The sequence below is a fragment of the Myxococcus sp. AM010 genome (assembly GCF_013372585.1).
GTDB lineage: Bacteria > Myxococcota > Myxococcia > Myxococcales > Myxococcaceae > Myxococcus > Myxococcus vastator.
The window spans coordinates 1-22466 of sequence record NZ_JABXEO010000061.1; the positions used below are offsets into that span (position 1 = coordinate 1).

20 protein-coding genes are annotated in these 22466 nt (G+C 71.0%); 12 read left to right on the plus strand and 8 right to left on the minus strand.

Features of this window, described 5'->3' with window-relative positions; all coding sequences use genetic code 11:
- The 5 genes from HV826_RS24860 to ybaK form a co-directional block, all read left to right on the plus strand.
- Window positions 1-1308: VWA domain-containing protein (locus HV826_RS24860; protein ID WP_176419469.1), on the plus strand; the 1308-nt coding region annotated here is incomplete at its 5' end.
- Between the two features lie 160 nt (window positions 1309-1468).
- Complete coding sequence (locus HV826_RS24865; RefSeq protein WP_176419470.1) at window positions 1469-3283, plus strand: long-chain fatty acid--CoA ligase; 1815 nt, start codon at window positions 1469-1471, stop codon at window positions 3281-3283.
- 189 nt (window positions 3284-3472) lie between these two features.
- Window positions 3473-3970 (plus strand): 5-(carboxyamino)imidazole ribonucleotide mutase, encoded by a 498-nt coding sequence (gene purE / locus HV826_RS24870; RefSeq protein WP_176419471.1) that lies wholly within the window; start codon window positions 3473-3475, stop codon window positions 3968-3970.
- Window positions 3967-5109 (plus strand): 5-(carboxyamino)imidazole ribonucleotide synthase, encoded by a 1143-nt coding sequence (gene purK, locus HV826_RS24875; protein WP_176419472.1) that lies wholly within the window; start codon window positions 3967-3969, stop codon window positions 5107-5109. Before purE ends, purK begins: the two co-directional genes overlap by 4 nt.
- A gap of 4 nt (window positions 5110-5113) precedes the next feature.
- Window positions 5114-5590, plus strand: a complete 477-nt coding sequence (gene ybaK / locus HV826_RS24880) for a Cys-tRNA(Pro) deacylase (RefSeq protein ID WP_176419473.1) — start codon at window positions 5114-5116, stop codon at window positions 5588-5590.
- A 7-nt stretch (window positions 5591-5597) separates the two neighbouring features.
- On the opposite strand, the gene HV826_RS24885 is transcribed toward ybaK, so the two are convergent.
- Complete coding sequence (locus HV826_RS24885) at window positions 5598-6626, minus strand: zinc-binding dehydrogenase (protein WP_255208020.1); 1029 nt, start codon at window positions 6624-6626, stop codon at window positions 5598-5600.
- A 69-nt stretch (window positions 6627-6695) separates the two neighbouring features.
- On the opposite strand from HV826_RS24885, the gene HV826_RS24890 reads away from it, so the two are divergent.
- Both HV826_RS24890 and HV826_RS24895 read left to right on the plus strand, forming a co-directional pair.
- Window positions 6696-7901: a hypothetical protein gene (locus HV826_RS24890; protein WP_255217393.1), complete on the plus strand. Its 1206-nt coding sequence runs from the start codon at window positions 6696-6698 to the stop codon at window positions 7899-7901.
- A gap of 105 nt (window positions 7902-8006) precedes the next feature.
- A complete protein-coding gene (locus HV826_RS24895; protein WP_255217394.1) occupies window positions 8007-9194 on the plus strand; it encodes an EAL domain-containing protein in 1188 nt (395 codons plus the stop codon).
- Between the two features lie 442 nt (window positions 9195-9636).
- On the opposite strand, the gene HV826_RS24900 is transcribed toward HV826_RS24895, so the two are convergent.
- Together HV826_RS24900 and plpQ are read right to left on the minus strand one after the other, a co-directional pair.
- Window positions 9637-10173 carry a DUF192 domain-containing protein gene (locus tag HV826_RS24900; protein WP_176419510.1) on the minus strand — a complete coding sequence of 179 codons (537 nt, stop codon included), beginning with the start codon at window positions 10171-10173 and terminating at the stop codon, window positions 9637-9639.
- Between the two features lie 17 nt (window positions 10174-10190).
- The gene (gene plpQ / locus HV826_RS24905; RefSeq protein ID WP_002639025.1) at window positions 10191-10589 is read right to left on the minus strand and encodes a motility regulator PlpA; all 399 of its coding nucleotides are present in this window, start codon (window positions 10587-10589) and stop codon (window positions 10191-10193) included.
- Window positions 10590-10614: 25 nt separating this feature from the next.
- On the opposite strand from plpQ, the gene HV826_RS24910 reads away from it, so the two are divergent.
- From HV826_RS24910 to HV826_RS24920, 3 genes are all read left to right on the plus strand, one after another.
- On the plus strand, window positions 10615-12975 hold the full coding sequence (locus tag HV826_RS24910) for a tetratricopeptide repeat protein (RefSeq protein WP_176419475.1): 2361 nt from the start codon (window positions 10615-10617) through the stop codon (window positions 12973-12975).
- 66 nt (window positions 12976-13041) lie between these two features.
- Window positions 13042-13569: a hypothetical protein gene (locus HV826_RS24915; protein WP_163782400.1), complete on the plus strand. Its 528-nt coding sequence runs from the start codon at window positions 13042-13044 to the stop codon at window positions 13567-13569.
- A 71-nt stretch (window positions 13570-13640) separates the two neighbouring features.
- Window positions 13641-14108 carry a nuclear transport factor 2 family protein gene (locus tag HV826_RS24920; protein WP_176419476.1) on the plus strand — a complete coding sequence of 156 codons (468 nt, stop codon included), beginning with the start codon at window positions 13641-13643 and terminating at the stop codon, window positions 14106-14108.
- Window positions 14109-14121: 13 nt separating this feature from the next.
- Here HV826_RS24920 and HV826_RS24925 read toward each other — a convergent pair whose 3' ends face one another.
- Window positions 14122-15093, minus strand: a complete 972-nt coding sequence (locus tag HV826_RS24925) for a homoserine kinase (protein ID WP_176419477.1) — start codon at window positions 15091-15093, stop codon at window positions 14122-14124.
- Between the two features lie 136 nt (window positions 15094-15229).
- On the opposite strand from HV826_RS24925, the gene HV826_RS24930 reads away from it, so the two are divergent.
- Window positions 15230-16810 carry a tetratricopeptide repeat protein gene (locus HV826_RS24930; RefSeq protein WP_176419478.1) on the plus strand — a complete coding sequence of 527 codons (1581 nt, stop codon included), beginning with the start codon at window positions 15230-15232 and terminating at the stop codon, window positions 16808-16810.
- Here the strand turns inward: HV826_RS24930 and HV826_RS24935 are convergent.
- The 4 genes from HV826_RS24935 to HV826_RS37435 are packed head-to-tail and all read right to left on the minus strand — an operon-like array spanning window position 16802 to window position 20719.
- Window positions 16802-17302, minus strand: coding sequence for a hypothetical protein (locus HV826_RS24935; RefSeq protein WP_176419479.1), 501 nt, complete (start codon window positions 17300-17302; stop codon window positions 16802-16804). The two genes, HV826_RS24930 and HV826_RS24935, sit on opposite strands and share 9 nt — an antisense overlap.
- Window positions 17303-17309: 7 nt before the next feature.
- Window positions 17310-18641 carry a cyclic nucleotide-binding domain-containing protein gene (locus HV826_RS24940; protein WP_176411073.1) on the minus strand — a complete coding sequence of 444 codons (1332 nt, stop codon included), beginning with the start codon at window positions 18639-18641 and terminating at the stop codon, window positions 17310-17312.
- Window positions 18642-18681: 40 nt separating this feature from the next.
- Complete coding sequence (locus HV826_RS37430) at window positions 18682-19635, minus strand: hypothetical protein (RefSeq protein WP_255217395.1); 954 nt, start codon at window positions 19633-19635, stop codon at window positions 18682-18684.
- On the minus strand, window positions 19532-20719 hold the full coding sequence (locus HV826_RS37435; RefSeq protein ID WP_255217396.1) for an FHA domain-containing protein: 1188 nt from the start codon (window positions 20717-20719) through the stop codon (window positions 19532-19534). The genes HV826_RS37430 and HV826_RS37435 overlap by 104 nt, the downstream gene beginning before the upstream one ends.
- Window positions 20720-20974: 255 nt before the next feature.
- Here HV826_RS37435 and HV826_RS24950 point away from each other — a divergent pair, with 255 nt between their 5' ends.
- Entirely contained in the window at window positions 20975-22456 is a 1482-nt protein-coding gene (locus HV826_RS24950; RefSeq protein ID WP_176419480.1) for a TldD/PmbA family protein, read from the plus strand.
- The last annotated feature ends 10 nt before the right edge of the window (window positions 22457-22466 follow it).

Genomic DNA, 22466 nt, shown 5'->3' on the forward strand with positions numbered 1-22466 from the left:
CCGCCCGTCCCGCCCACGCCCCCCGTCGTCCCCGCCACGGGGGGCTCGCTGACGCTGACGAGCCGGCTGTCCCATCCGTACATCCCCACGGGCGCCTCCGACCTGTTCGCCACGTTCGACCTGTCGGGTGCGCAGGTGCCGGGGGCGCAGCGCAGCCCCGTCAACCTGGCGCTCGTCATCGACCGCTCGGGCTCCATGAGCGGCTACAAGCTGGCCCAGGCCAAGCAGGCGGCGCGGCACCTCATCGGGCTGCTGAGTGACGCGGACCGGCTGGCCATCATCCACTACGGCTCGGACGTGAAGAGCCTGCCGTCCCTGGAGGCCACGGCCGCCAACCGCGAGCGGATGTTCCAGTACGTGGACGGCATCTGGGACGAAGGCGGCACCAACATCGGCGCGGGCCTGTCCGCCGGGCGCTACCAGCTGTCCACCGCGCAGCGGAACTACGGCGTCAACCGCCTCATCCTCATGAGTGACGGCCAGCCCACCGAGGGCCTCACCTCCGACGACGAGCTGACGCGGGTGGCGCGGGAGCTGCGCGCCACCGGCATCACCCTGAGCGCCATTGGCGTGGGCACCGACTTCAACGAGGACCTGATGCAGGCCTTCGCCGACTACGGCGCCGGCGCCTACGGCTTCCTGGAGGACGCCGCCCAGCTCTCCACCCTCTTCCAGAAGGACCTGCAGCAGGCCGGCACGACGGTGGCGCGCGGCGTGACGATGACCTTCACCCTGCCCCCTGGCACGTCCCTGGGCGAGGTGCTGGGCTACCGCGCCAGCCAGTCTGGCAATCAGGTGCACGTGTCGCTGCCCGACTTCTCCGCGGGCCAGTTGGAGCGCGTGGTCATGCGGCTCAACGTCACCGGGGACGCGGCGGGGCGGACGGCACGGGTGATGGACCTCAAGCTGGCGTACACCGACCTCATCCGCGACGCGGACGTGGCCACCGAAGCCTCTCTGTCCGCGGTGGTGACCCACCGGCGCGAGGAGGTGCTCGCCCGCCAGGACCGCGAAGCCACCGTCTACGCCGCCCGGGCGCGCAGCGCCGTCAACATGCAGAAGGCGGCCGAGGCGCTGAGCGAGGGACGCAAGGACGAGGCGAAGCTCTACCTCCAGCGCAACCAGGCGCTCTTCGACGAGGCCAGCGAGGTGTCCGGGAGCGCCGCGGTGGCGGCGGACCAGGCCGAGCAGCGGGCCGTCATGGATGCGTACGACAGCGCGGAGGGCGAAGAGGCCCGGCGCTCGCTCGTGAAGCAGAGCAAGGTGAAGGCCCTCAAGAGCTTCGGCAAGCTCGGCTCCACGTACTGAGAGTCGTCCCGCACGTCACCCAGACGCCCCGCCGCACTGCGTCGTGTTCACGATTATGTGCAGGTGGAGCGTGAAGTTTCAGGAATGGGCCCACCCGGGACGCGTTCAGCCTTAAGCTGCGGCGCCTCAAACCAACCTGTTTCCGAGTGGAGCCCCCCTCATGCAGCTCCCGCAGTTCCAGACCCTCATCGACATCTTCAAGCGCAGCACCTCCACCTTCGGCAGCCGCGACCTCTTTGGGGAGAAGAAGAACGGCCAGTGGGTCTGGACGACCTACTCCCGCTTCGGAGAGATGGTCGACGACCTGCGAGGCGGGCTCGCACAGTTGGGCGTGGGCGTGGGCGACCGCGTGGCCGTCATCTCCAACAACCGCCTGGAGTGGGCGGTGGGCGCGTACGCCACGTACACGCTCGGCGGCGCCTACGTCCCGATGTACGAATCGCAGCAGGTGAAGGAGCTGCAGTTCATCATCAACGACAGCGGCGCCAAGGTCGTCTTCTGTGCCACGGATGAAATCGCGCAGCGCATCCAGTCCGTGCGCGCGGAGTTGCCGCACCTGGAGCACATCATCCGCCTCAGCGGCACCCCCAGCGACGCGGACAGCTTCGCGACGCTGCTGCGGCGGGGCGCGGAGACGCCCACGCCGCTGGTGAGCCCCAAGCCCACGGACCTGGCCGGCCTCATCTACACGTCGGGCACCACGGGACAGCCCAAGGGCGTGATGCTCAGCCACGCGAACATCGCCCGCAACGTGTCGGCGATGCACGAGGTGTTCCCCATGAGCACGGAGGACCGCTCCCTGGCCTTCCTGCCCTGGGCGCACGTCTTCGGCCAGACGGTGGAGCTGCACGCGCTGCTGTCCATGGGCGCGTCCATGGCCATCGCGGAGGCGGTGGAGAAGATCATCGACAACCTCTCCGAGGTGAAGCCCACGCTGCTGTTCAGCGTGCCGCGCATCTTCAACCGCATCTACGACGGCCTGCAGAAGCGCATGGCCGGCGAGAAGGCGGTGACGCGGTTCATGTTCCACCGCGGCCTCGCGGTGGCGGCCCAGCGGCGCGCGCTCGCGGAGGCGGGCAAGTCGAGCGGCCTGCTGGACTTGCAGCACGCCTTCTTCGACAAGGTGGTCTTCTCCAAGGTCCGCGCGCGCTTCGGCGGGCGGCTGAAGTACGCCTTCTCCGGTGGGTCGGCCATCTCCAAGGAGGTGGCGGAGTTCATCGACAACCTCGGCATCACCGTCTACGAGGGCTACGGCCTCACGGAGACGTCGCCCATCGCCACGGCCAACTTCCCCAACAACCGGAAGATTGGCTCGGTGGGCAAGGCGCTGCCCGGGGTGCGCATCGAAATCGACACGGCGGCCACCGGCGAGGCGACGCAGGGCGAAATCGTCGTCCACGGCCACAACGTGATGATGGGCTACTACAACAAGCCCGAGGAGAACGAGAAGGTGTTCACCGGGAACGGCGGCTTCCGCACCGGTGACATGGGTGTCCTGGACGCGGACGGCTACCTCTACATCACCGGCCGCATCAAGGAGCAGTACAAGCTGGAGAACGGCAAGTACGTGGTGCCCAGCCCCATCGAGCAGTCGCTGACGCTCTCCACCTACATCGCCAACGCGTTGGTCCACGGCATGAACAAGCCGTACAACGTGGCCATCATCGTCGTGGACGTGGACACGCTGAAGAAGTGGGCCACGGAGAAGGGCCTGGACACGACGTCCATGCCGGAGCTGCTCAAGCGCCCCGAGGTGCTCCAGCTCTACCGCGAGCAGGTGAACGAGTTCACCCGCGACGTGAAGGGTTATGAGCGGCCGCAGCGCTTCCTGCTCGTCAGCGAGGACTTCACCGTCGCCAACGACATGCTCACCCCCAAGATGAGCGTGAAGCGCCGCAACGTCGTGGCCCGCTACAACGACGCCATCGAGGCCCTCTACCGCGAGGGCAGCGACCGCAACGTCTCCGCGGCCTAGCCGTCTGGGTGGCGGGCAGGGGCTCCTCCCCTGCCCCACCCTGTGTGCGGGTGCACACCGGGAATGCGGGAAGGCCGGCGTGTCATCCGTGTCACCCGCGCCTTTCCGTGTTGACCCGCGGAATCCCCCCGCCCTATCTCCGCGTTCCTCCTGGTTTCGGCGGGACAGCGCACGGAGGCGCGCACACCAATGGCGAGCACGGTCACCCCATGGGTCGGGGTCATCATGGGCGGGAAGAGCGACCTGGAGCACCTGCAGCCCGCGGTCGACATCCTCAAGGAGCTGGGCATCCCGCACGAGGTGCGCGTGGTGTCCGCGCACCGCACCCCGGACTGGATGATGGAGTACGCGTCCACCGCGGAGTCGCGCGGGCTGTCCGTCATCATCGCCGCGGCGGGCGGCGCGGCGCACCTGCCGGGCATGGTGTCCAGCAAGACGCTGCTGCCCGTCATCGGCGTGCCCATGCCCACCACGCTGCTCAGCGGCCTGGACGCGCTGCTGTCCATCGTCCAGATGCCCAAGGGTGTGCCCGTGGGGACGCAGGCCATTGGCAAGCCAGGCGCGGCCAACGCAGCCCTGCACGCCGCGGCCATCCTCTGCCTGAAGTACCCGGAGCTGCGCGAGCGGCTCGGGGCCTGGCGCAAGGCGCGCACCGACGAGGTGCTGGCGCACCGGGAGCTGTCATGAGCTCGCGCGTGGTGCTGCCCGGCGGCACGATTGGCATGCTCGGCGGCGGCCAGCTGGGGCGGATGATGGCCCTGGCCGCGCGCACGCTCGGCTTCCAGGTCCAGGCGTTGGACCCGGACGCGGACTGCCCGGCCCACTCCGTGGTGGACCGGTGTGTCACCGCGTCCTTCGGTGACACCGCGGCCGCGGAGACGCTGGCGCGCGCGTGCGACACCGTGACGCTCGAAATCGAGAAGATTCCCCTCGCCACGCTGGAAGCGGTGGCGCGGCACGCGCCCATGCGCCCGGGCGCGGACGTGCTCCGCGTGATTCAGCACCGGGGCCGGCAGAAGGGCTGGCTCGCCAAGGGCGACTTCCCCCTGGGCCCCTGGCGCGAGGCGCACTCCGCCGCGGAGCTGGCCGAGGCCATCCAGGCGCTGGGCGGACGCTGCTTCGTGAAGTCCAGCGAGGGCGGCTACGACGGGCGCGGGCAGGTGGAGGTGACGTCCGCGGGCGAGGCCGCCCAGGCGTGGCGCGAGCTGGGTGAGCGCTCCGTGGTGGTGGAGGCCGCGCTGGCGCTCCAGTCCGAGCTGTCCGTGCTGGTGGCCCGCAGCCCCAACGGAGAAGTGGCGGTGTATCCGCCGGCCTTCAATCACCACGAGGAGCGCATCCTCGCGTGGTCGCTGCTGCCGGGGCCGCTGCCGACCGCGGTCCTGGACAAGGCCACGGAGCTGGCGCGCGGCATCACCGAGTCGCTCCAGGTCGAGGGCCTGCTCGTCATCGAGCTGTTCCTGCTGAAGGACGGCGGCGTGCTCGTCAACGAGCTGGCGCCGCGCCCGCACAACAGCTTCCACTCCACCGAGGTGGCGTGCCTCACCTCGCAGTTCGAGCAGGCGGTGCGCGCGGTGTGCAACCTGCCGCTGGGCTCCGTGGAGGTGGTGCGTCCGGCGGCCATCGTCAACCTGCTCGGCGACTTGTGGCTGAAGGACGGCGGCCCGCGCTTCCAGCAGGTGCTGGCCATGCCTGGCGTCCGCCTGCACCTGTACGGCAAGCGGGAGGCGCGCAAGGGCCGGAAGATGGGGCACCTGTCCGCGGTGGGCAGCTCGCCCGAGGACGCGCTCGCCCGCGTGCAGGCCGCCGCCACCGCGCTGGGGATGTAGGGCCGTGAAGACGAACGCCGCCCGGCTCCTGGACTCGCTCGGCGTGACGTACTCGCTGCGCGACTACGACGTGGACCCGGAGGACTTGTCCGCGGAGACGGTGGCGGCCAAGGTGGGCATGCCCGCCGAGCAGGTCTTCAAGACGCTGGTGGCGCGCGGCGACCGCACCGGCGTGTTGATGGCGGTGGTGCCCGGCAACGCGGAGCTGGACTTGAAGGCCCTGGCCCGGCTCAGCGGCGATCGCAAGGTGGACACCGTGCCGCTCAAGGAGCTCCAGCCGCTCACCGGGTACATCCGGGGCGGCTGCACTGCCATCGGCGGCAAGAAGGACTTCCCCGTGTACGTCGACGAGACGATGGCGCTGTTCGACGCCATCGCCGTGTCCGCGGGCGCGCGTGGCACGCAGCTCGTGCTCGCTCCCGCGGACTACCTGCGCGTGACAAAGGCCAAGACGGGCCCCATCTCTCGCGACAAGGCGTGAGTCCGGCTCACGGTGACTGCCCCTGCCCGGGCATGAAGAGCACCTTGCCGGACGTCATGTCCGCGGAGGCGATGCGCACCGCCTCGCCCGCCGACTCCAGCGGGAGCCGGGCGCGCACGGGCGTCTCCAGCGTCTGGCCCACCAGCGATGGCACGCCCATCAGCGCCTTGATTTGCGCGGCGCCGAAGCCCTGGCGGTGCCACTCCGACAGCCAGAAGCCCTCCACCCGCTTGCGCCCGAAGATGAGGTCCGCGGGCGCGATGCGGCACTCCTGTTCGGAGAGCGCCCCATACACGATGACCGTGCCGCCTTCCGGCAGCGCGTGGAGCAGTTGCCCGGTGAGCCGGCCGCCCACCGGGTCGAAGGCGAGCGACACCTTCAGCTCGTGACAGACGCGGAGCAGCCGCTCCTCGAACTCGGGCTCGTGGGTGCTCAGCACGTACTCCGCGCCCAGGTCCTGAAGCAGGGCCACCTGCTCCGGGCGCCGCACCACGTTCACCAGGGCCACGCCGCGTCGCTTCGCGAGCGCCAGCAGCATCCGTCCCATGGTGCCCGCGGCGGCCGTCTGGGCCAGCGCGGCGTGGCCGCCCTCCTTCGCGCGCTCCATCAACACCCACGCGGTGAAGGGGTTGATGAAGAGGCTGGCGCCTTGTTCGTCGGAGACCTGGGAGCGCAGGGGCAGGCACTGGCCCAGCGGCACCGCCGCGTACTCCGCCCACAGGCCGTCCCCCTCACCGGGCGCCACACACGCCACGCGGCGCCCCACCAGGAGCCGGCCCGCGACGCCGCCCGAGTCCACCACCGTCCCGCTGGCCTCCAGGCCCGGCACCACGGGCAGCGGCTTGCGGATGCCGTACTGCCCGCGCATGAACATCAAGTCCGCCGGGTTGATGGGCGCCGCGGCCACGCGAACCAGGACCTGGCCCGTGGTGGGCCGGGGCACCGGCCGGGACTCCACGCGCAGGGACTCCGGCCGTCCGTCATAGGCGGTGAGGACCAGCGCGCGCATCGTCTCGGGAACGACGGGGCTCTTCATCGCAGACCTTTTTCGCCACCCATGCGTGAAAGGAACAGTTCCTGCCCGGCCTACATCCGTGGGGAGTCGATGAACGCCACTCTATTGCAGCTCCATCACCGCGAGGCCTTCGAACAGACCGTGACGCGCGCGCTCACTGCGGGGGCCGGGGCCGGCATCCTGCATCTGGCCATCACGCGTCTGGGCCTGCCGCTGCCATTGGCGTGGATGGTCCCCGCCGCCGTCGTGCTCGGGTGTGCGCGAGGCGACAGGTGGGACCGCGTGCTGCTCGGGGGCCTGGGGGTGCTCCTCACCGCGCTGCCCTATGCCCTGGGCATGGCCCCAGGCTGGACGGTGGCGTTCAGCGCGGCGGCGGCGGGGGCGCTGCTGGTGCGCTCGCGACTCAGTGAGCGCGGGGAGAATGGCCAGGTGGCGGAAGCGCGCCCCACCCTCTTCCACTTCGGACTGGGCGCGGCGCTGTGCGCGGGATTGACGCTGGGCGGCATGGAAGTGTCCCGCGTCTTCTCCGCGCGACTGACGGACCTGGCCACGCCGGCGCTGCTGGGCGCGGGCGTGGCGGGCGGCATCCTGGGCCTCTTCGTGGGACTGAGCGCGGTGGCCGCGCACCTGGCGCTGTCAGCGGACCCCGTGGAGGCGCGCGTGGAGGCGCTGTTGCCGCAGCTCGCCGGTGACTTCCATGCGCTGACCGAGCGGGCGTTGAACCTGTACCGGCAATGTGGCCAGTCCCTGGCGATGCTCCCTCGTGAGCCCGCGCGCGAGGAGCTGGCGCGCACGCTGGGGAAGATGACGCGCGACGCGGCGGAGCTCGCGTCCGAGTGGGCGGGCGTGGAGGCTCAACTCGAGGAGCACGCGCAAGCGGACCTCCAGGCCGAGCGCGAAGACTTGGAGCGCAGCGCCCGCGCCAGCACGGATGCCTTCGCGCGACGTCAGCTCGAGCTGGCCGCGGCCTCCCTGGGCGAGGAGGTGGAGCGGCTGGGCGGCCTGAAACAACGGCGCGAGCGCATCCTCGCCCGCCTGAGGGTAGAGGTGGCGCAGTTGGAGCGGGCCCGCGTGGCCCTGCTGTCACTGCGCAGCGGCCAGGCCCAGCTCAAGGCCGCGGAGCTGTCCGCCCTGGCGCGCCGCTTCCGGGCCCTCTCCTCCCTTCAGTCGGAGGAAGCTCAGTCCATGGAGGACGTAGTTCCAATGATTCAGGGGGCTTCCATGCACTCGGATGCGTCGGACGGCAGCCCGGCGTCTGGCTCGGCAGGCGAGCTGCCGAGGGTCCGCGAGCCTTGAGCGCCGGCCTCGCCCTGGCGTTTTGCCACGCCATGACATGCGGCCCTGCAGCTTCTTTCGGGGAGGGCATGGAGCCTGCGGTGGGTTCGGCTACAATTTCCACACATGAGCCTGCCCCTCTCCTCCGCACCAGCCCCCGCCTGGCTGTGGAATGGTGACGAGCCGAGCGTCACCTCGGTGTTTCAGCCCATCGTGGACTTGCTGCGAGGTGAGGTCATCGGGCACGAAGTGCTGTCGCGAGGACCAGGCGAGTTCCGCGAGCCGCACGTGCTCTTCACGCAGGCGCGCTTGGAAGGCTACACGTGGGAGCTGGAGCGCGCGTGCTGGACCTCCGCGCTGCGCTGCATCGCCACGCTGCCAGAGGCACAACGCAGCGCGCCCTTCTTCTTCAACGTCAGTCCCGACGTGTTGAGCGACCCGCGCTTCGGGGATGGCTCCACGGAGGAGTTGCTGGCGCGCTACGGGCTGAACCCGAAGAACCTGGTGCTCGAAATCACGGAGAAGGCGGCGTTCGAGGACAACGCGCTGCTACAACGGCTGACGCGGCAGTGCTCGGCGCTGGGCTTCGGCATCGCGCTGGATGACTTCGGCGCGGGGCACTCCGGACTGGTGACGCTGGTGAACAGCGCGCCGCAGTTCATCAAGCTGGATCAGGCGCTGGTGCGCGACATCCACCGGCACAGCTATCAGCAGCACCTGGTGAAGTCGCTGGTGGCCTTCGCGGCAAGCGTCAACGCGACACTGATCGCCGAAGGCGTGGAGACGTGGGACGAGCTGACCGTGCTGCTCCGCCTGGGCATCCGGCACGCGCAGGGTTACCTGGTGGCCCGCCCCGCGCCCGTGCCGGTGCTGCCCAGCGGCGAGTTCGAGGCGCGGCGCCATGAGGCCATGCGCGCGCTCGACTTCCGCGAGGACGAGGACGACGAGACGGTGGGCAGCATCGTCATCCGCCGCAACTGCGTGGAGCGGCCCGTCACGCCCGAGGAGCTGGAGCGGCTGTTCCAGCAGAAAGCCGACGTGGACCACGTCGCCGTGGTGCATGGCGAGCGGCTGGAGGCGCTGGTGCTGCGGCGCCTGACGGGCACGAAGGGCGCGGCGCAGGTGGCTCCGCTCATCGTCGAGGACCGGATGGCGCTCACCACCCTGGCGCGGCTCGCCATGGAGCGCGCGCCCGAGGCGCTCTATGACCCGGTGGCCGTCACGGATGCCCAGCAGCGGTTCCTGGGCACCGTCACCATTCAGCAGCTCATCCGCCGCGCCACGGAGCTCCTGGAGCGGCGCACGCCAGCTTGATTACGGGCAGGGCATTTCGGGCAGCCGCTCGATGACGTGCATCGACCTGCGTCCCCAGGCCACTGGCGTCGAGCCGCACGCACACCCGACTTGTCCGACGAGCGTCTGGTACGAGCTGGCGCTGTAATAGTCATACCAATCATCTGCATACCCCCTCGGTTGCGTCACGCGTTGTTGCCTCAACCACGGACTGTGATGGGGTGGAATCGGTCCGTCCATGACTTGCCGAGCAAGCGCGCTCATTCACAGACACGGGCTCGTGCCGTCCGCGCCTGGCGCTGACTCCAGTGCGCGTCGATTCGTGACGCGAACGACTCCAGCACGCCGGGTTCCGCGGTCAGCAACGTCTCGTCAATCTCATCGAGATTCGCCCACCACGCCGGGGCCCGGATTGTCCCACGGGTCGGTCATGTCACTTTGGTTCGGAGGTCGTGGCCGTTCCTCACGGCTCGATATCCAAGCCCGCCACGCCCTCGAAGCGGACGGTGCTGCCCTTGCGGATGCCGACCTTCTCCGTCCAGCCGCCAGGCACCTCCAGCACGTACTGGCTGGGCGCGCCCACGGAGCGCGTCGCACGCGACCGGGGCTCCGCGCGCGACACGATGCCCGCCACACGCAGGTCGGAAGTGATGAAGAGCATGTCCAGCGGAATGAGCGTGTTGCGCATCCAGAAGCCCTGGACCTCTTCGTGCGGGAAGAGGAACAGCATGCCCTTCCCCTCCGCCAGCTCCTTGCGCCACATCATGCCCCGGGCGCGCGCGTCCGCCGTCGCGGCGATCTCCACCTCCACCCGGTGCGCTCCGCCAAAGGCGTCCTCCAGCCGCACATATCCACGCGGAAGCGGCTGCATGACGTAGTCCTCGGCGGTGACGTCGGTGACGCGCGGACGCGGCTCGGCGGCCTTCGGCGTGGCGCGGGGCGCGCTGCCCTGCGCCTCCTGCTGGCAGGCCGATGCCAGCAGCGGCACCGCCACCACCATCCACCGAAGGCCGTGCTTCATGAGTGCGAGTGCAGCGGCTTGTTGAGCAGCTTCTCCGTCAGCTCGCCGCCGAGGCTGTCGGACATCAGCCCCTCCACCACCGTCTCGAACTCCACCCGCTGCGCTTCGCTGCTGTAGATGAAGCGGATGCCCATGCCGGGCTCGTCCGCGTCCGCCTTGGACCAGACGACCTCACCCAGCAATTCGAAGGGGGCCTCCCGGTGTGGCACCGTCAGCTTGAAGAGGAAGCGCGTGCCGATAGGCAACGGCTTCTTCGTCTTGATGAACGTGCCACCCTTGCTGATGTTCTTCGTGTAGTCCGCGAAGAACGAGTTGAGCTTCTTGTAGTCGACCTTCAGCTCGATGGGCGCCCGCCCGTTCTGGCGGTGCTCTGGACCTGTCTTCTGTTCGGACATGCTGGCCGGGAGTATAGGAGAGGCCATGCGGCAAGTCCTCACCCGCGCCTCTGGCCTGTTGCGTCGCCCCGCCGTCCTGGCCACCGGCCTCCTGCTCGCGGGCGGGGGCTCGGCGCTCGTCCTGCTCCCCCTCTTCGGCGTCCCCGGCTTCGAGCTGAGCCTGGCCCTCTCCATCGCCGTGGGCCTGCTCGGAGGGGGGATGGGCATCGCCGCGGCCGCCCAGGAGCGCCGAATCCTCATGGGCACCGCCCCGACGCCCCCCGGGGCCCTCCGGCCCCAGACGCCCGCCGGAGCAGTGGCCCGGGCCCTGGGCGCCGCCCTGCTCCTCAACGTCGGCGTCCTGGTGCCCCCCTTCCTGGTGGCCACCCTGTTCGCCTGGCTGCGCACCGAGTGTGACCCGTTCGCACTGGTGGGCTTCTATCCGATGCTCACCCTCCCCTCGGCCGCGCTGGCCGCCTCGGCGGGCGTGCTGTGCGGCTTCACGGCCGAGCGCCCCCGCCGGGCCGTGGGGCTGTACGCCCTCCTCATCCTCGTCTCCGCCGTGCCCACCGCGTGGCCCATCGTCGCCGGGCCCCAGGTGTTCGCCTTCAACCACTTCCTGGGGCACATGCCCGGGCCCCTGTACGACGAGGCCCTGGGCGTCTCCGCCGCGCTCGGCTGGTTCCGCCTGGAGACGCTGCTGTGGGTCACCGTGCTCGCGGGGCTCTCCTGCGCCCTGCTGGACCTGGGCACCGGGCGCCTGCGCCGTACCGGCCTGCGCCGCGCGACGCTGGCCGCCCTGGCGCTGCCCCTGGCCGCCATCGCCTACATGGAGGCGCGCGGCCCCGCCCTGGGCCTGCGGATGACGGACGCGTGGCTCACCCAGGAGCTCGGCGGCCTGCGGGAGACGGAGCACTTCGTCTTCCACTACTGGCGAGGCAAGCCGCGCGAGGACGTGGACCGCTTCGCGCGCGACTTGGAGTTCCGCTGGGCCCAGACGCGGCACTTCCTGGGCGTGGCCCCCACCGAGCCCATCCACGTCTGGCTCTACCGCGACGAACACGAGAAGCAGCGCCTGGTGGGCGCCGGCCGCACCCAGTTCGCCAAGCCCTGGCGCCATGAGCTGCACATCCAGGACCGGCCGTTCCCCCACTCCGTGCTCCACCATGAGCTGGCGCACGTCATGGCAGCCCCCGCGGGCAGCGGCCCCTTCCGCGTCACCACCCGGCTGGGCGTCTGGCCGCTCATGGGCGTCATCGAAGGGTTCGCCGTCGCCGCGGACGGCCCGGTGCAGGGCGACCTCACGCTGCACCAGTGGGCAGCGGGCATGCGCCGGCAGAAGCTGGCGCCGGACATGCGCAAGCTGATGGGGCCGCAGGGCTTCTACCAGTCGGCGCCCGCGCGCGCGTACACCGTGGCGGGCTCGTTCCTGCGCTACCTGGCGGACACCTACGGCGCGGACCGGCTGCGCGCCGTCTATGCCCACGCGGACTTCGACGCCGCCTACGGCCGTCCCCTGGGAGAGCTCGTCACCGAGTGGGAGCAGTACGTGGACGCGCTCCCCCTGGACGACGCCTCCGTGGCGCGGGCCTTCGCGCGCTTCCGCGCCGGCAGCCTCTTCACCCGCGCCTGCGCCCGCGAGGTGGCGCGGCTGTCGGACGCCGCCCGGCAGGCGCTGGCGAGCGACCCCGAGGACGCGCTGGCGCGCTACCGCCGCGCCGCCGAGCTCCAGCCCGACGAGCCCTACTTCCGCCTGGGCGAGGCCGTCGCCCTGTCCCAGTTGGAGCGCTACGCGGACGCGGACGCCGTGCTCGCCGCGGTGGGCGAGCGCATGAAGGGACAGGCCGTGCTGGAGGCGGAGGTCGCCATGGCGCGGGCGGACGTCGCGCTGCGCCGTGAGCAGCCCGGCGAGGCCCGCCGCTTCCTCGACACCGTCCTGTCGAAGGACGCCGGGCCGGAGCTGACGCGCACCGCCCAGGTGAAGCTCGCCGCCATGGAGGACGCCGCGCGCCAGGCCCCCATCGACGCATACTTCCGGGCCGGCCAGGACGAGGTGCGCCTGCTGCTCCTCGCGCGCGCCCTGGACGCGGTGCCCACGGACCCGTTCCTCAACTACCTCATGGGCCGGCGGCTCCAGCAGGTGGGCTCGCCCACGCTGGCCACCGGCTACCTGCAACAGGCTCTGGCGGCGGAAGGCCTGCCGGACGCGCTGCGCCGCGAGGCCCTGCGCATGCGCGTGGAGTCCGCCTACTTGTCAGGCGACTGCGGCGCGGTGCGGCACGAGGTCGGTGCACTACCGGACTTTGGCGCCGCCTTCCGGGCCTCCGCCGACGAGTGGCGGGAGCGCTGCGACTTCGAGGAGAAGACCTTCCGTGGACTGCTCGTGCCACGACAGGCTTTCCGCTAGCCACGCTTTTCGGCTAGGCAGGCAGCCAGACAGCGGTGACGTGCCAGCCTGGCAAGGAGGACGTGGATGCGTTTCGAGTCGCGGCATCGGATTCAGGGGACGGTGGATGAGGTGGAGCGCGCGCTCCTCGACGAGCGGTACTTCGCGTTCCTGCTTCAGCACCACGGCGTGCTGCTGGAGCTGCAGCCCCTGGAGGTGAAGCCGGACGGAGACGTCGTGCGCCGCCGCGTGCGCTACCGCCCCAGGCCCGTCATCGAGAAGATTGGCCCCAAGACGGTGCCCCCGGAGTGGTTCGCGTTTGTCGAGACGTCCACCTATGACAAGCGCCGCAAGGAGCTGAGGTTCGAGAACGTCCCCACCTCGAACAAGATCTCCAAGATGTTGGTGAACACCGGCACCATGCGCTTCCGCGACGTGGGCGGTGGCCAGACGGAGCGGGTGATGGACGGTGAAATCGCCCTCAAGCTGCCCTTCCTCCTCAAGCCCCTGGGGCTCATCGCGGAGAAGGTCATCCAGTCGGAGGGCCTGAAGATTCTCGACAACGAGGTGCCGGTGCTCAACCGGTTCATCGCCGAGGTCATCCGCCCCGGTTAGTCGTCCACCCGCCCCTGGCGGGGCCTGGGAATGGGTTGACTTCCGTCGGGTTGTCCCAATAAGGCCCCGCCATGCTCAAACGCTTCCTCGCCTTCTGCGTCCTGTCCCTGCTGGCCGCGTGCGCCCCGAAGCGCATCCCCGGCACGGACATCGTCGACAACTCCGACACGCGCGCCATCCTGGCCGTCATGGAGCAGTACCGCACCGCGCTGGAGGCCCGGGACGCCCAGGCCATCCAGAAGCTCATCTCACCTTCGTTCCGGGATGATGGCGGCACGCCGAACGACCCCAGCGACGACCTGACGGCGGAGACCCTGGTGCCCTACCTGGAGCGGGTGTTCCCCCGCATCCAGGGCCCGCGCATCGAGCTGAGCATCCGCCGCATCCAGGTGGGCGAGGACGTGGCCGCCGCCATCTACTACTGGGACGCCACCTGGCGGATGCCGTCGCTCCACTCGCGCCCCATGAAGGAGTCCGAGCTGGAGCAGATGGTGCTGCGCAAGGAAGACGGCACCTGGAAGATCATCACCGGCATCTGACGCCGCCGGGCCCTCACAGGCCCAGCAGCGCGGCGAAGCCCTCGGGCCCCATGGCATTCAAGGCACGGGCCCGGTTCAGGTAGGTGCGGTAGTCCTTGCGCACCAGCTTGTCCGCCGGCAGCGGGGACAGGTGATAGTCGCGGATGCGGCTCGCCGTGAAGCGCACCGCCCCGTAGAGCGCATGGCCGAAGAGGTTCGTGCGCTCCACGGCGGACAGCGGCCGGACGTCCACGTAGCCACGGATGAAGGCCCGGCACAGCTCCGGCAGGTACTGCCCGCCGTCGAAGCACCAGGCATTGAGGGTGATGGCCACGTCCAGGCCGTAGTCCTCCCGGCACGCCATCTCGAAGTCGAAGAAGGCGCCCACGCGGTCCCCCAGCCACTTCACGTTGTCCATGAAGAGGTCCGCGTGGATGACGCCGCGAGGCTCCAGCCCCTGCCGCAGGGTGCGCGACGTCTCCATGTCGCGTTGAAGCTCACGCGCCACGGCCGCCAGCGCCGCGTCCGGGTGCGCCGCCAGCGCCTCCAGCCAGCCGCTCACCGTCTCCGGGCCGTAGGGATTCTCCCGCGAGCCGGAGAAGGACTGCGTGTCGCGGTGCAGCTTGCCCAGCTCCGCGCCCAGCCGCTCCAGGTGGTCGGCGGTGAGGGCCGGGTGGCGCAGCTCCTCGCCCGGCAGCCAGCGGAAGACGCTGACGCGGCCGCCCTCCAGCTCCAGGAAGGTCGCCCCGTCGAGCGTCGTCAACTGCACGGGCCCGGGGAAGTGGTACGCGGCCAGGTGCGCGAGCAGCGCGGATTCGAAGCGCAAGTCGTCCGCGGAGCGCACCGTGGTGTGCCGGACGAAGTAGCGCCCGCGCTGCGTCTCCACGCGGTGGTTGGTGTTGATGGAGCCCTGGGGAATGGGCGTCACCTCGTGCACAGCCCCCAGCCCGAATGCCTCCGCGACCCGCTCGAATGCCTCGGGGGGTAGCGCCGTGTGTACCGCCATACCTCTGACCTCCCACGTCCGTGTTCACGCCGCCGCCCCCCGTTGACAGCCCGGGGGACCATTCCTATCTGAGCGCGGCTCCTATACCCGGCATCACGGCCGGCGCACATCCAACTCCAGCGCGGGGGACAGGTCCATGGGCACCGAAGGGCGCAAGGACTGGCAGCGGCGCGAAAGTCTCACCAGCGCGCTGGTTCAGGTGGGCGTGGTGGCGGTGCTGCTCGCGGGAGCGGTGGCCCTCTTCGTCCACCGAGGCACCGTCCGCAAGCAGACGGAGGAGCACCTGCGCGCGGCCCGCACGGCCGCCATGCGTGGCAACCCCGCCGACCTCGCCCGCGCGATGACGGAGCTGGAGGCCCTGTTCCAGCTCGACGCAGAGGCCCGCGACGCCCAGGCCCTGGCCGCCGACATCCAGACGGTGCTGTGGCTGGAGCACCGTCAGCCCGGCGCGGACGCCAAGGCCCGCGAGCACCTCTCCCGCGCCGAGCAGTTGGAGTCGCAGTCCGGCGAGCGCTACGGCGCCCACGCCCTGCACCTGCTGGCCGCGGGCAAGGCCGCCGAGGCGGAGCAGTACCTGGCCGGGCTCGAGGCCCGCGGCGCCAACAACGCCCGGCTGACGCTGGCCCGGGCCCTGGCGCTCCAGGCGCGCGGCGACCTCCCCGGCGCGAGGCAGGCCTTCGCCCGCGCGGCGGAGGCGGCCTGGCGCGACCCACGCTTCACCACCGCATACGGCGAGGCCCTGCTGGATGAAGGCCAGTACCCGCAGGCGGTGGAGGCCTTCGCCAAGGCCACCAGCGTCAACCCGGACCACCTGCTGGCCCGCGTGTCCACCGCGCTGGCCCACACCTACCAGGGGCGCAAGGCGGAGGCGGCGCGGCAGGTGCTCTCCGGCGTGGAGGCCCGAGGCGCGGAGCTGACGCCCGGCCTGAAGGCCCGCGCGGGCGCGCTGAAGGCGGAGCTGGCGCTGGCCCGCGGCGCACCCGACGAGGCACTGAAGGCCGCGGACGAAGCGCTGAAGGCCGTCCCCGATGAGCACTACGCCCTCTTCGCCCGGGCCCGGGCCCTGGCGGTGAAGCGTGACGCCCAGGCGCGCGCGGCGTTCGAGGCGGCCGTGGCCCGGCGTCGCAACGCCCCCCTGCTCTACCTGGACGGCGCGCGGGCGCTGCAGACCGCGGGCGACACCGACGGCGCGGTGGCCCTGCTGGACGCATACGAGGCCACCTTCGGCCCGGTGCGGACCACCAGCCCGGACGGCACGCAGGTGGGCCTCCTGGAGAAGGACAGCCGCTACTGGCTGGCGCGCGGCGGCGTGCTGGAGGCCGCCTCTCGTCAGGACGATGCCCTGGCCGCCTACGACAAGGCCCTTGCCGCGCGCGGCGTGGACCTGGCCCGGGCCCAGTACGCCAAGGGCGCGCTGCTGCTGGCGCGCAAGGACTACGAGGGCGCCCGCCCGCTGCTGGCCGCCGTGGCCCCCGACAGCGGCGCGGGGTTGATGGCGGAGGCCTATACCGCCATGGGGGACCTACTCTTCGCGCAGGGCGAGCACGCCGCCGGCTGCCAGCACTACTTCTTCGGGCTCGCGCGAGCCCGGGCGCAAGGCACTCCGCGCGAGGCGCTGGCGGAGCGCGTGGAGGACATCCGCGAGCGGCTGGAGTCCGCCGGCCAGGCCCGCATGGCCAAGGCCTGGAAGGCGGAGTCGGGCTCGCTCCTAGAGTAGGTCCGTGGGGCTGATGGACTCAGGGCGGGCGCGCACCACGCGCCACTCGCCGTCCTCTTCCTTCTCGAAAGCGCCTTCGATGAGGTAGGCGCTCAGCACGCTGTCGGCGGCCAGGTCCTCCACCTTCTCCGCCTGCGAGCGGCCGAAGATGAAGCGCGCGTTGAACTCCCCTTCCGTGGGAGACACCTCGCGCACCTCCAAATTCGTCACGAAGACGCGCACCCACTGGCCGCGCAGCACCTGCGCGGTGAGGATGCCGCGCACGTCCTTCTTCGACCAGCCGCCCTGCCCGTTGGAGCGGAAGCGCTCGGAGACGTGCGCCATCACCCCGCCCACGTCCTTCTCCTCCGCCTCCCGCGTCATCACCACCACCTGGCGGCGAATGGCCTCCTCCACGGTGAGCTGCTGCCGAGGCCAGAAGTACAGCACCGCGCCGGCCGCCAGCAGCGCCAGCACCCCGCCCACCACCTGCGAGCGCGTCACGTTCACCATGGCCGCCTCACGCCGCCTCGGGCTCGAGCACCAGTTCGTCCGCGTCGATGATCTCCGCGGGCCGCAGCGCCTCGCCAATCTGCTTCAGCCGGCGGTCCGACAGCTGCTCCAGGTATGTGCGGATGTCCGGGACGGCCGTCACCAGCTCGTGGAAGGCCGCGCGCTCCAGGAAGGCCGCCGCCGTCTTGCGCGCCGCCGCCACCGTGGCCGTGGCGCGCAGGCCCGTCAGCAGGGAGATTTCGCCCGCCACCTCGCCCTCGCGCAGCATGCCCAGCGTCACCACGCCGCCCGCCGGGTCCTCCTTCTGCACCACCAGCTCCCCGGCCAGCACCAGGAACAACCCCGGCGAGTGCTCGCCCTCCACCAGCACCTTCTCCCGCGCCTGGAGCGCCCGGAAGGTGAAGCGCCCCAAGAGCGCGCCCCGCTCCGACTCCGGCATCGTCTGGAACATGGGCGAGGTGGCCATCAGGTTGCGCGCCATGCGCTGCTGCGCGAAGTCCGCCAGCACCTGCGGCACCGAGGGGTGGCTCTTGGCCACCGCGTTGAGGTGCTCGCGGCGAATCTCGAAGACCTCCGTGTCCGACACCGCGGACACCGTCGCCGTGGGCGGCGCGCCCGTCAGCAGCGCGATTTCACCGAAGATGGAGCCGCCGCCGAGGAAGCCCAGCGTGCGCGCCTCGCCCTCCATCTGCCGCGTCACCTCCGCCTTGCCAGCGACCAACACGTAGAGGGAGTCGGCGGGCTCGCCCTCGCGGCTCACCGCCTCCTCCGGCTTCACGCGGCGCCACGCCATCAGCCGCACCAGGTCCACGAAGGCATCCCGCTCCAGCTCCGCGAACAGCGGCAGCGGCGGACGGCTGTTGGGGTCCGCCGCGCCGCCCGGGTCCGTCGCGGCCAGCACTTCGATGGCGCGGCTGGACAGCTCCTCGCCCTGCAGCCCCATCAGGTCCGTCTCCACCTTGCCGTCGTAGAGGACCTCGGGCGGCAGCGGCGGGGGCACCACCGCGCGGCCCGGCGCGTTGCGCACCGCGCGCGCGTGCACGCGAAACAGCGTCTCCTTCAGGCGCCGCTCGTTGGGCGCCAGGTCCAACGCCAGCTTGCACGCGGCCATGGCGGACAGCAGGTAGTCACGGCGCAGCAGCCCCTCCGCGCAGGCGTGGTAGGCGGTGACGGCGCGCTCACGCTCGCCCAGCTCCGCCAGGCAGCGCGCGGCCAGCATCCGCGCGCGGTGGTCCGCGGGGACGCGGCGGACCGCCTCGGCGAATACGGCCAGGGCTCGCTCGAACTGGCGCTCCTCGATGAGGTCCATCCCGAGCTCACGCAGCGACGACTCGTTCATCCCTTTTCTCCCCGGCAAATCATGGTCGGCCCGCCGCCACTCACGGCTGCAGCTCGCTCAGATACATCTCCGCCTTGCGCTTGACGTCGGAGCCTTCCGAGGCCGTCTCGATGACGACCTTGAACATCTCCGCCGCGGCCTGCGGATCCCTGTCCCGCTGGATGTAGGCCCGGAGGAAGAGCTCCTCCGCCTTCTTCTGCAGGGTCTCCAGTCCCTCACGCGCCCGCCCGTCGCCCGGGTTGAGCCGCAGCGCCTCGCGGAAGTGCGCGCCGGCCGCGCCCAGGTCGCCCTTCTTGAGCGCGCTCTGCCCCGCCGCCAGCGAGGACGACGCGAGCTGTTCGTCGATGCTGTTCCCCAGCGAGCCCCGGAAGCCAATCTGGCGGTACAGCGCCGCCGCGCGCCGCAGGGGCTTCGCCGCCGCCTCCAGCGAGTTGGCGTCCAGCTTCTTCTGCCCGTCCTCCAGCGCGCGCCGGAACTGGGGAATCAGCCGCTTGAGGGCCAGGGCCCGGTCCTTCACGTCCTTCTCCGCCCGGTGCTTGTCCATCACCCGGTCACACTCCAGGACGGCGCGCTGGTAGTCCCCCCCGTTGAAGCGGCGCTCCACGTCGGCGAAGGCCTCGGCGATGAACTCCTTGCGCCGCTCCTTGGCCAGCTCCGCCGCGCGCGCCGCGGCGTTGCGGTTGCGCCGCGACGCGTCCTGGGCCTCCTTCGCCAGCTCGGCCTCCAGGTCCGTCAGCTTCACCTCGTAGGCCGGCCGGTTCAGCGGCGGCAGCTGCGAAATCAGCGGGCGAATCGTCTCCGGGTCGCGCGAGGCGAAGGACTCCTCCACCTGCTGGAGCCGCCAGGCGATGTCCTGCTCCTCCAGCTCCGTCGCCAGCTTGCGGCGCAGGTCATCCGTCTTCGCCGTGCCCTGCGGCGTCGCCTCCAGCTTCGCGCGCGCCTCGTCGAACTGCTTCTCCTCGATGAGGCCCCGCACCGCGTCCAGCGAGGTCATCACCTCCAACTGCGTGCGCGCCCCCCCGGGCCAGGTTGTCCGCGTCGATGCCCGGCACCAGCTTCTCCGCCTCCCCGACGAGGCGGACGGCGTTGGCGAAGTCCTCCGCGCGCACGGACTCGCGCGCCTGCTGCATCAACACCTTCGCCCGCTCCACGTTCGGGTCCGGTGGAGGCGGGGGCGGCGGCCCGGACGGAATCAGCATCAGCCCGATGACCAGCACCACCACCAGCGCGCCACCACCGCCGATGAGCGCCTTCTGCTTGCCCGTCAGGGCACCGCCGCTCGAACGCGTCGGCGTGCTCCGGATGGGCGGACGGGACCGGGGCACGGCCACCGCGCCCTTGCCGCCGGAGCCCTCCTTGAGCGAGTCGGGCAGCTTGTAGTTGGCGTTGGTGGCCTCGTTGAAGCGCGGGTCGTTCGGGTCCGCCTCGCTGCCACGCGCGGCGGCCTGGTTCTTCCGCTTCTCCTCCGCCTCGCGGGCGGCCGCCTCGCGCTCGCGCTTCTCCTCCGCCTCGCGGGCCTCCGCCTGGGCGCGCAGCTCCTTGATCTGCTCCGCCTCGTCCACGAAGCGAAGGCGCGTCTTGCCCACGGAGATTTCGTCACCGTGCTTCAGCAGGCACTCGTCCACGCGCTGGTCGTTGACCTGGGTGCCACTGACGCTGCCTAAATCCCGCATCACCACGCCGGCCTGCCCGTACACCAGCTCCAGGTGCCGGCGGGACACGGACTGGTCCTCCAGCACGAAGTCGCAGTCCTTGTTGCGGCCCACCACCATCCGCACGCTCTGGAAGCGCTTCCTGCGGCCCTTGTCCGGCCCCTCCAGCACCTCCATCTGCACCGGAGGACCCGCGCGCGTGGCGTCCGCGTTGTCGTCTTCGTCCTCGTCGCGGGAGCGGCGCTCCGCCTCCACCGACTCGACGGAGGCCACGCGCGTCTCACCTGTGCGGGAGCGGCCCGGTTCCTCCTCACCGTAGAGGTCCGGGTTGGGCGGCCCGTCGTCTGGGTAGCCGTCCTCGCCGGATGCGGGCGCGGCGAAGTCCTCGTCCTCGGACACGGGGCGGCGCCGGGCGGGGGACTTCATGGAGTCTGGGTCCTCACCCGCAGCACCACCGGAACGACCGGCGCCAGCACGGGAAGAGGGAGGAGGACGAGGAGGCATGGGGCGGTTTCCAGTCTCGAAGCGCCGGGCATCTTAGAGCGCCGTCTCCATGGTGGGAATGCGGACAGGCCGCGGATCAGGGAAAGAACGGGGGCCCTTGAGCGTTGCTCCCGGCGGCGCCCCCTCCTATGTAGGCTGCCACATACCCCATCGACTTCACCGCGGGAGTTCCGAAATATGCCCCGAGCGTCTGCGCCCTCGAAGCGCGCCCCCTCTTCGAAGCTGGCCCCACCCGTGGCCCGGCGGTCCACGCCCGCCGCCCTGCTGCCCCAGCCGCTGCTCGAGCGCCTGCTCGCCGTGGCCATGGAGCGTGGGGGCGACTTCGCGGAGGTGTACGTCGAGCGCACGCTCACCACGGCGGTGCAGTTGGAAGAATCCCGCATCAAGAGCGCCCAGACGGGCCTGGTCCAGGGCGTGGGCGTGCGCGTCATCTCCGGCGGGAAGGTGGGCTACGCCTTCTCCGACGACTGGGACGAGCCCGCACTGCTGCGCGCGGCCTCCACCTCGGCCATGATTGCCCAGGGTGGCGGCGCCGAGCGCAGCTTCCCCGTGCGCCGCGCCGCGGTCCCCAGCCACTACCACGTCAGCACCCCGCTGATGGACGTGGAGGTGTCGCTGAAGACGGGCCTGCTCATGCGCGCCGACAAGGCCGCCCGCGCCTTCGACGCACGGGTGAAGCAGGTCAACGGCGGCTACGTGGACCAGACGCGGCGCATCGCCGTGGCCAACACCCACGGCCGCTACACCGAGGACACCCAGGACCTGTGCCGGCTTTCGGTGAGGGTGGTGGCCCAGGGCAAGGGCGGCGAGCAGCGCACCGGCATGTACGGCGGCGGCGGGCGCGTGCCCTTCAGCCACTTCGACGCCTTCTCCCCGGAGGACGTGGCCCGGGAAGCGGCGCGTCAGGCGGTGGCCACGCTGGGCGCGGTGGACTGCGCGGCCGGCCCGCAGACGGTGGTGCTGGCGCCGGGCTGGAGCGGCATCCTCCTGCATGAGGCGGTGGGCCACGGCCTGGAGGCGGACTTCATCCGCAAGGGCACCTCGCTGTTCGCGGGGAAGCTGGGTGAGCAGGTGGCGTCCGACCTGGTCACCATCATCGACGACGGCACCGTCTCCAGCGGGCGCGGCTCCATCAACATCGACGACGAGGGCAACCCCGGCGAGCGCAAGGTCCTCATCGAGAACGGCGTGCTCAAGGGCTACCTCTACGACAGCCTCAACGCGCAGCTCATGGGCCAGCGCAGCACCGGCAGCGGGCGGCGCGAGTCCTTCAAGCACCTGCCCATGCCGCGCATGACGAACACCTTCCTGGCCCCGGGTGACCACGCCCCCGAGGACATCCTCAAGGAGGTGAAGCGCGGCCTGTACTGCGCCACCTTCGGCGGCGGGCAGGTGGACATCACCAACGGCAACTTCGTCTTCGAGGTCAGCGAGGCCTATCAAATCGAGGACGGCAAGCTGGGCCGCCCGGTGAAGAACGCGACGCTCATCGGCGTGGGGCCGGAGGCGATGAAGAACGTGTCACGCGTGGGCTGCGACCCCATGCCGGACCCGGGCATGGGCATATGCGGGAAGAATGGCCAGTCCATGCCCGTGGGCGTGGGGCTGCCCACCGTGCGCATCGACAACATCACCGTTGGCGGAACCAAGGTCGCCTGAGAGAGAGCAC

What these genes read in the sequence shown, in the direction of transcription:
- HV826_RS24865 (WP_176419470.1), top strand. Translation starts at nt 1,469, where the DNA reads ATGCAGCTCCCGCAGTTCCAGACCCTCATCGACATCTTCAAGCGCAGC.
- purE (WP_176419471.1), top strand. Translation starts at nt 3,473, where the DNA reads ATGGCGAGCACGGTCACCCCATGGGTCGGGGTCATCATGGGCGGGAAG.
- purK (WP_176419472.1), top strand. Translation starts at nt 3,967, where the DNA reads ATGAGCTCGCGCGTGGTGCTGCCCGGCGGCACGATTGGCATGCTCGGC.
- HV826_RS24885 (WP_255208020.1), bottom strand. Translation starts at nt 6,626, where the DNA reads ATGAAGAGCCCCGTCGTTCCCGAGACGATGCGCGCGCTGGTCCTCACC.
- HV826_RS24890 (WP_255217393.1), top strand. Translation starts at nt 6,696, where the DNA reads ATGAACGCCACTCTATTGCAGCTCCATCACCGCGAGGCCTTCGAACAG.
- HV826_RS24895 (WP_255217394.1), top strand. Translation starts at nt 8,007, where the DNA reads ATGAGCCTGCCCCTCTCCTCCGCACCAGCCCCCGCCTGGCTGTGGAAT.
- HV826_RS24900 (WP_176419510.1), bottom strand. Translation starts at nt 10,173, where the DNA reads ATGGTGGTGGCGGTGCCGCTGCTGGCATCGGCCTGCCAGCAGGAGGCG.
- plpQ (WP_002639025.1), bottom strand. Translation starts at nt 10,589, where the DNA reads ATGTCCGAACAGAAGACAGGTCCAGAGCACCGCCAGAACGGGCGGGCG.
- HV826_RS24910 (WP_176419475.1), top strand. Translation starts at nt 10,615, where the DNA reads ATGCGGCAAGTCCTCACCCGCGCCTCTGGCCTGTTGCGTCGCCCCGCC.
- HV826_RS24915 (WP_163782400.1), top strand. Translation starts at nt 13,042, where the DNA reads ATGCGTTTCGAGTCGCGGCATCGGATTCAGGGGACGGTGGATGAGGTG.
- HV826_RS24920 (WP_176419476.1), top strand. Translation starts at nt 13,641, where the DNA reads ATGCTCAAACGCTTCCTCGCCTTCTGCGTCCTGTCCCTGCTGGCCGCG.
- HV826_RS24925 (WP_176419477.1), bottom strand. Translation starts at nt 15,093, where the DNA reads ATGGCGGTACACACGGCGCTACCCCCCGAGGCATTCGAGCGGGTCGCG.
- HV826_RS24930 (WP_176419478.1), top strand. Translation starts at nt 15,230, where the DNA reads ATGGGCACCGAAGGGCGCAAGGACTGGCAGCGGCGCGAAAGTCTCACC.
- HV826_RS24935 (WP_176419479.1), bottom strand. Translation starts at nt 17,302, where the DNA reads ATGGTGAACGTGACGCGCTCGCAGGTGGTGGGCGGGGTGCTGGCGCTG.
- HV826_RS24940 (WP_176411073.1), bottom strand. Translation starts at nt 18,641, where the DNA reads ATGAACGAGTCGTCGCTGCGTGAGCTCGGGATGGACCTCATCGAGGAG.
- HV826_RS37430 (WP_255217395.1), bottom strand. Translation starts at nt 19,635, where the DNA reads ATGACCTCGCTGGACGCGGTGCGGGGCCTCATCGAGGAGAAGCAGTTC.
- HV826_RS37435 (WP_255217396.1), bottom strand. Translation starts at nt 20,719, where the DNA reads ATGAAGTCCCCCGCCCGGCGCCGCCCCGTGTCCGAGGACGAGGACTTC.
- HV826_RS24950 (WP_176419480.1), top strand. Translation starts at nt 20,975, where the DNA reads ATGCCCCGAGCGTCTGCGCCCTCGAAGCGCGCCCCCTCTTCGAAGCTG.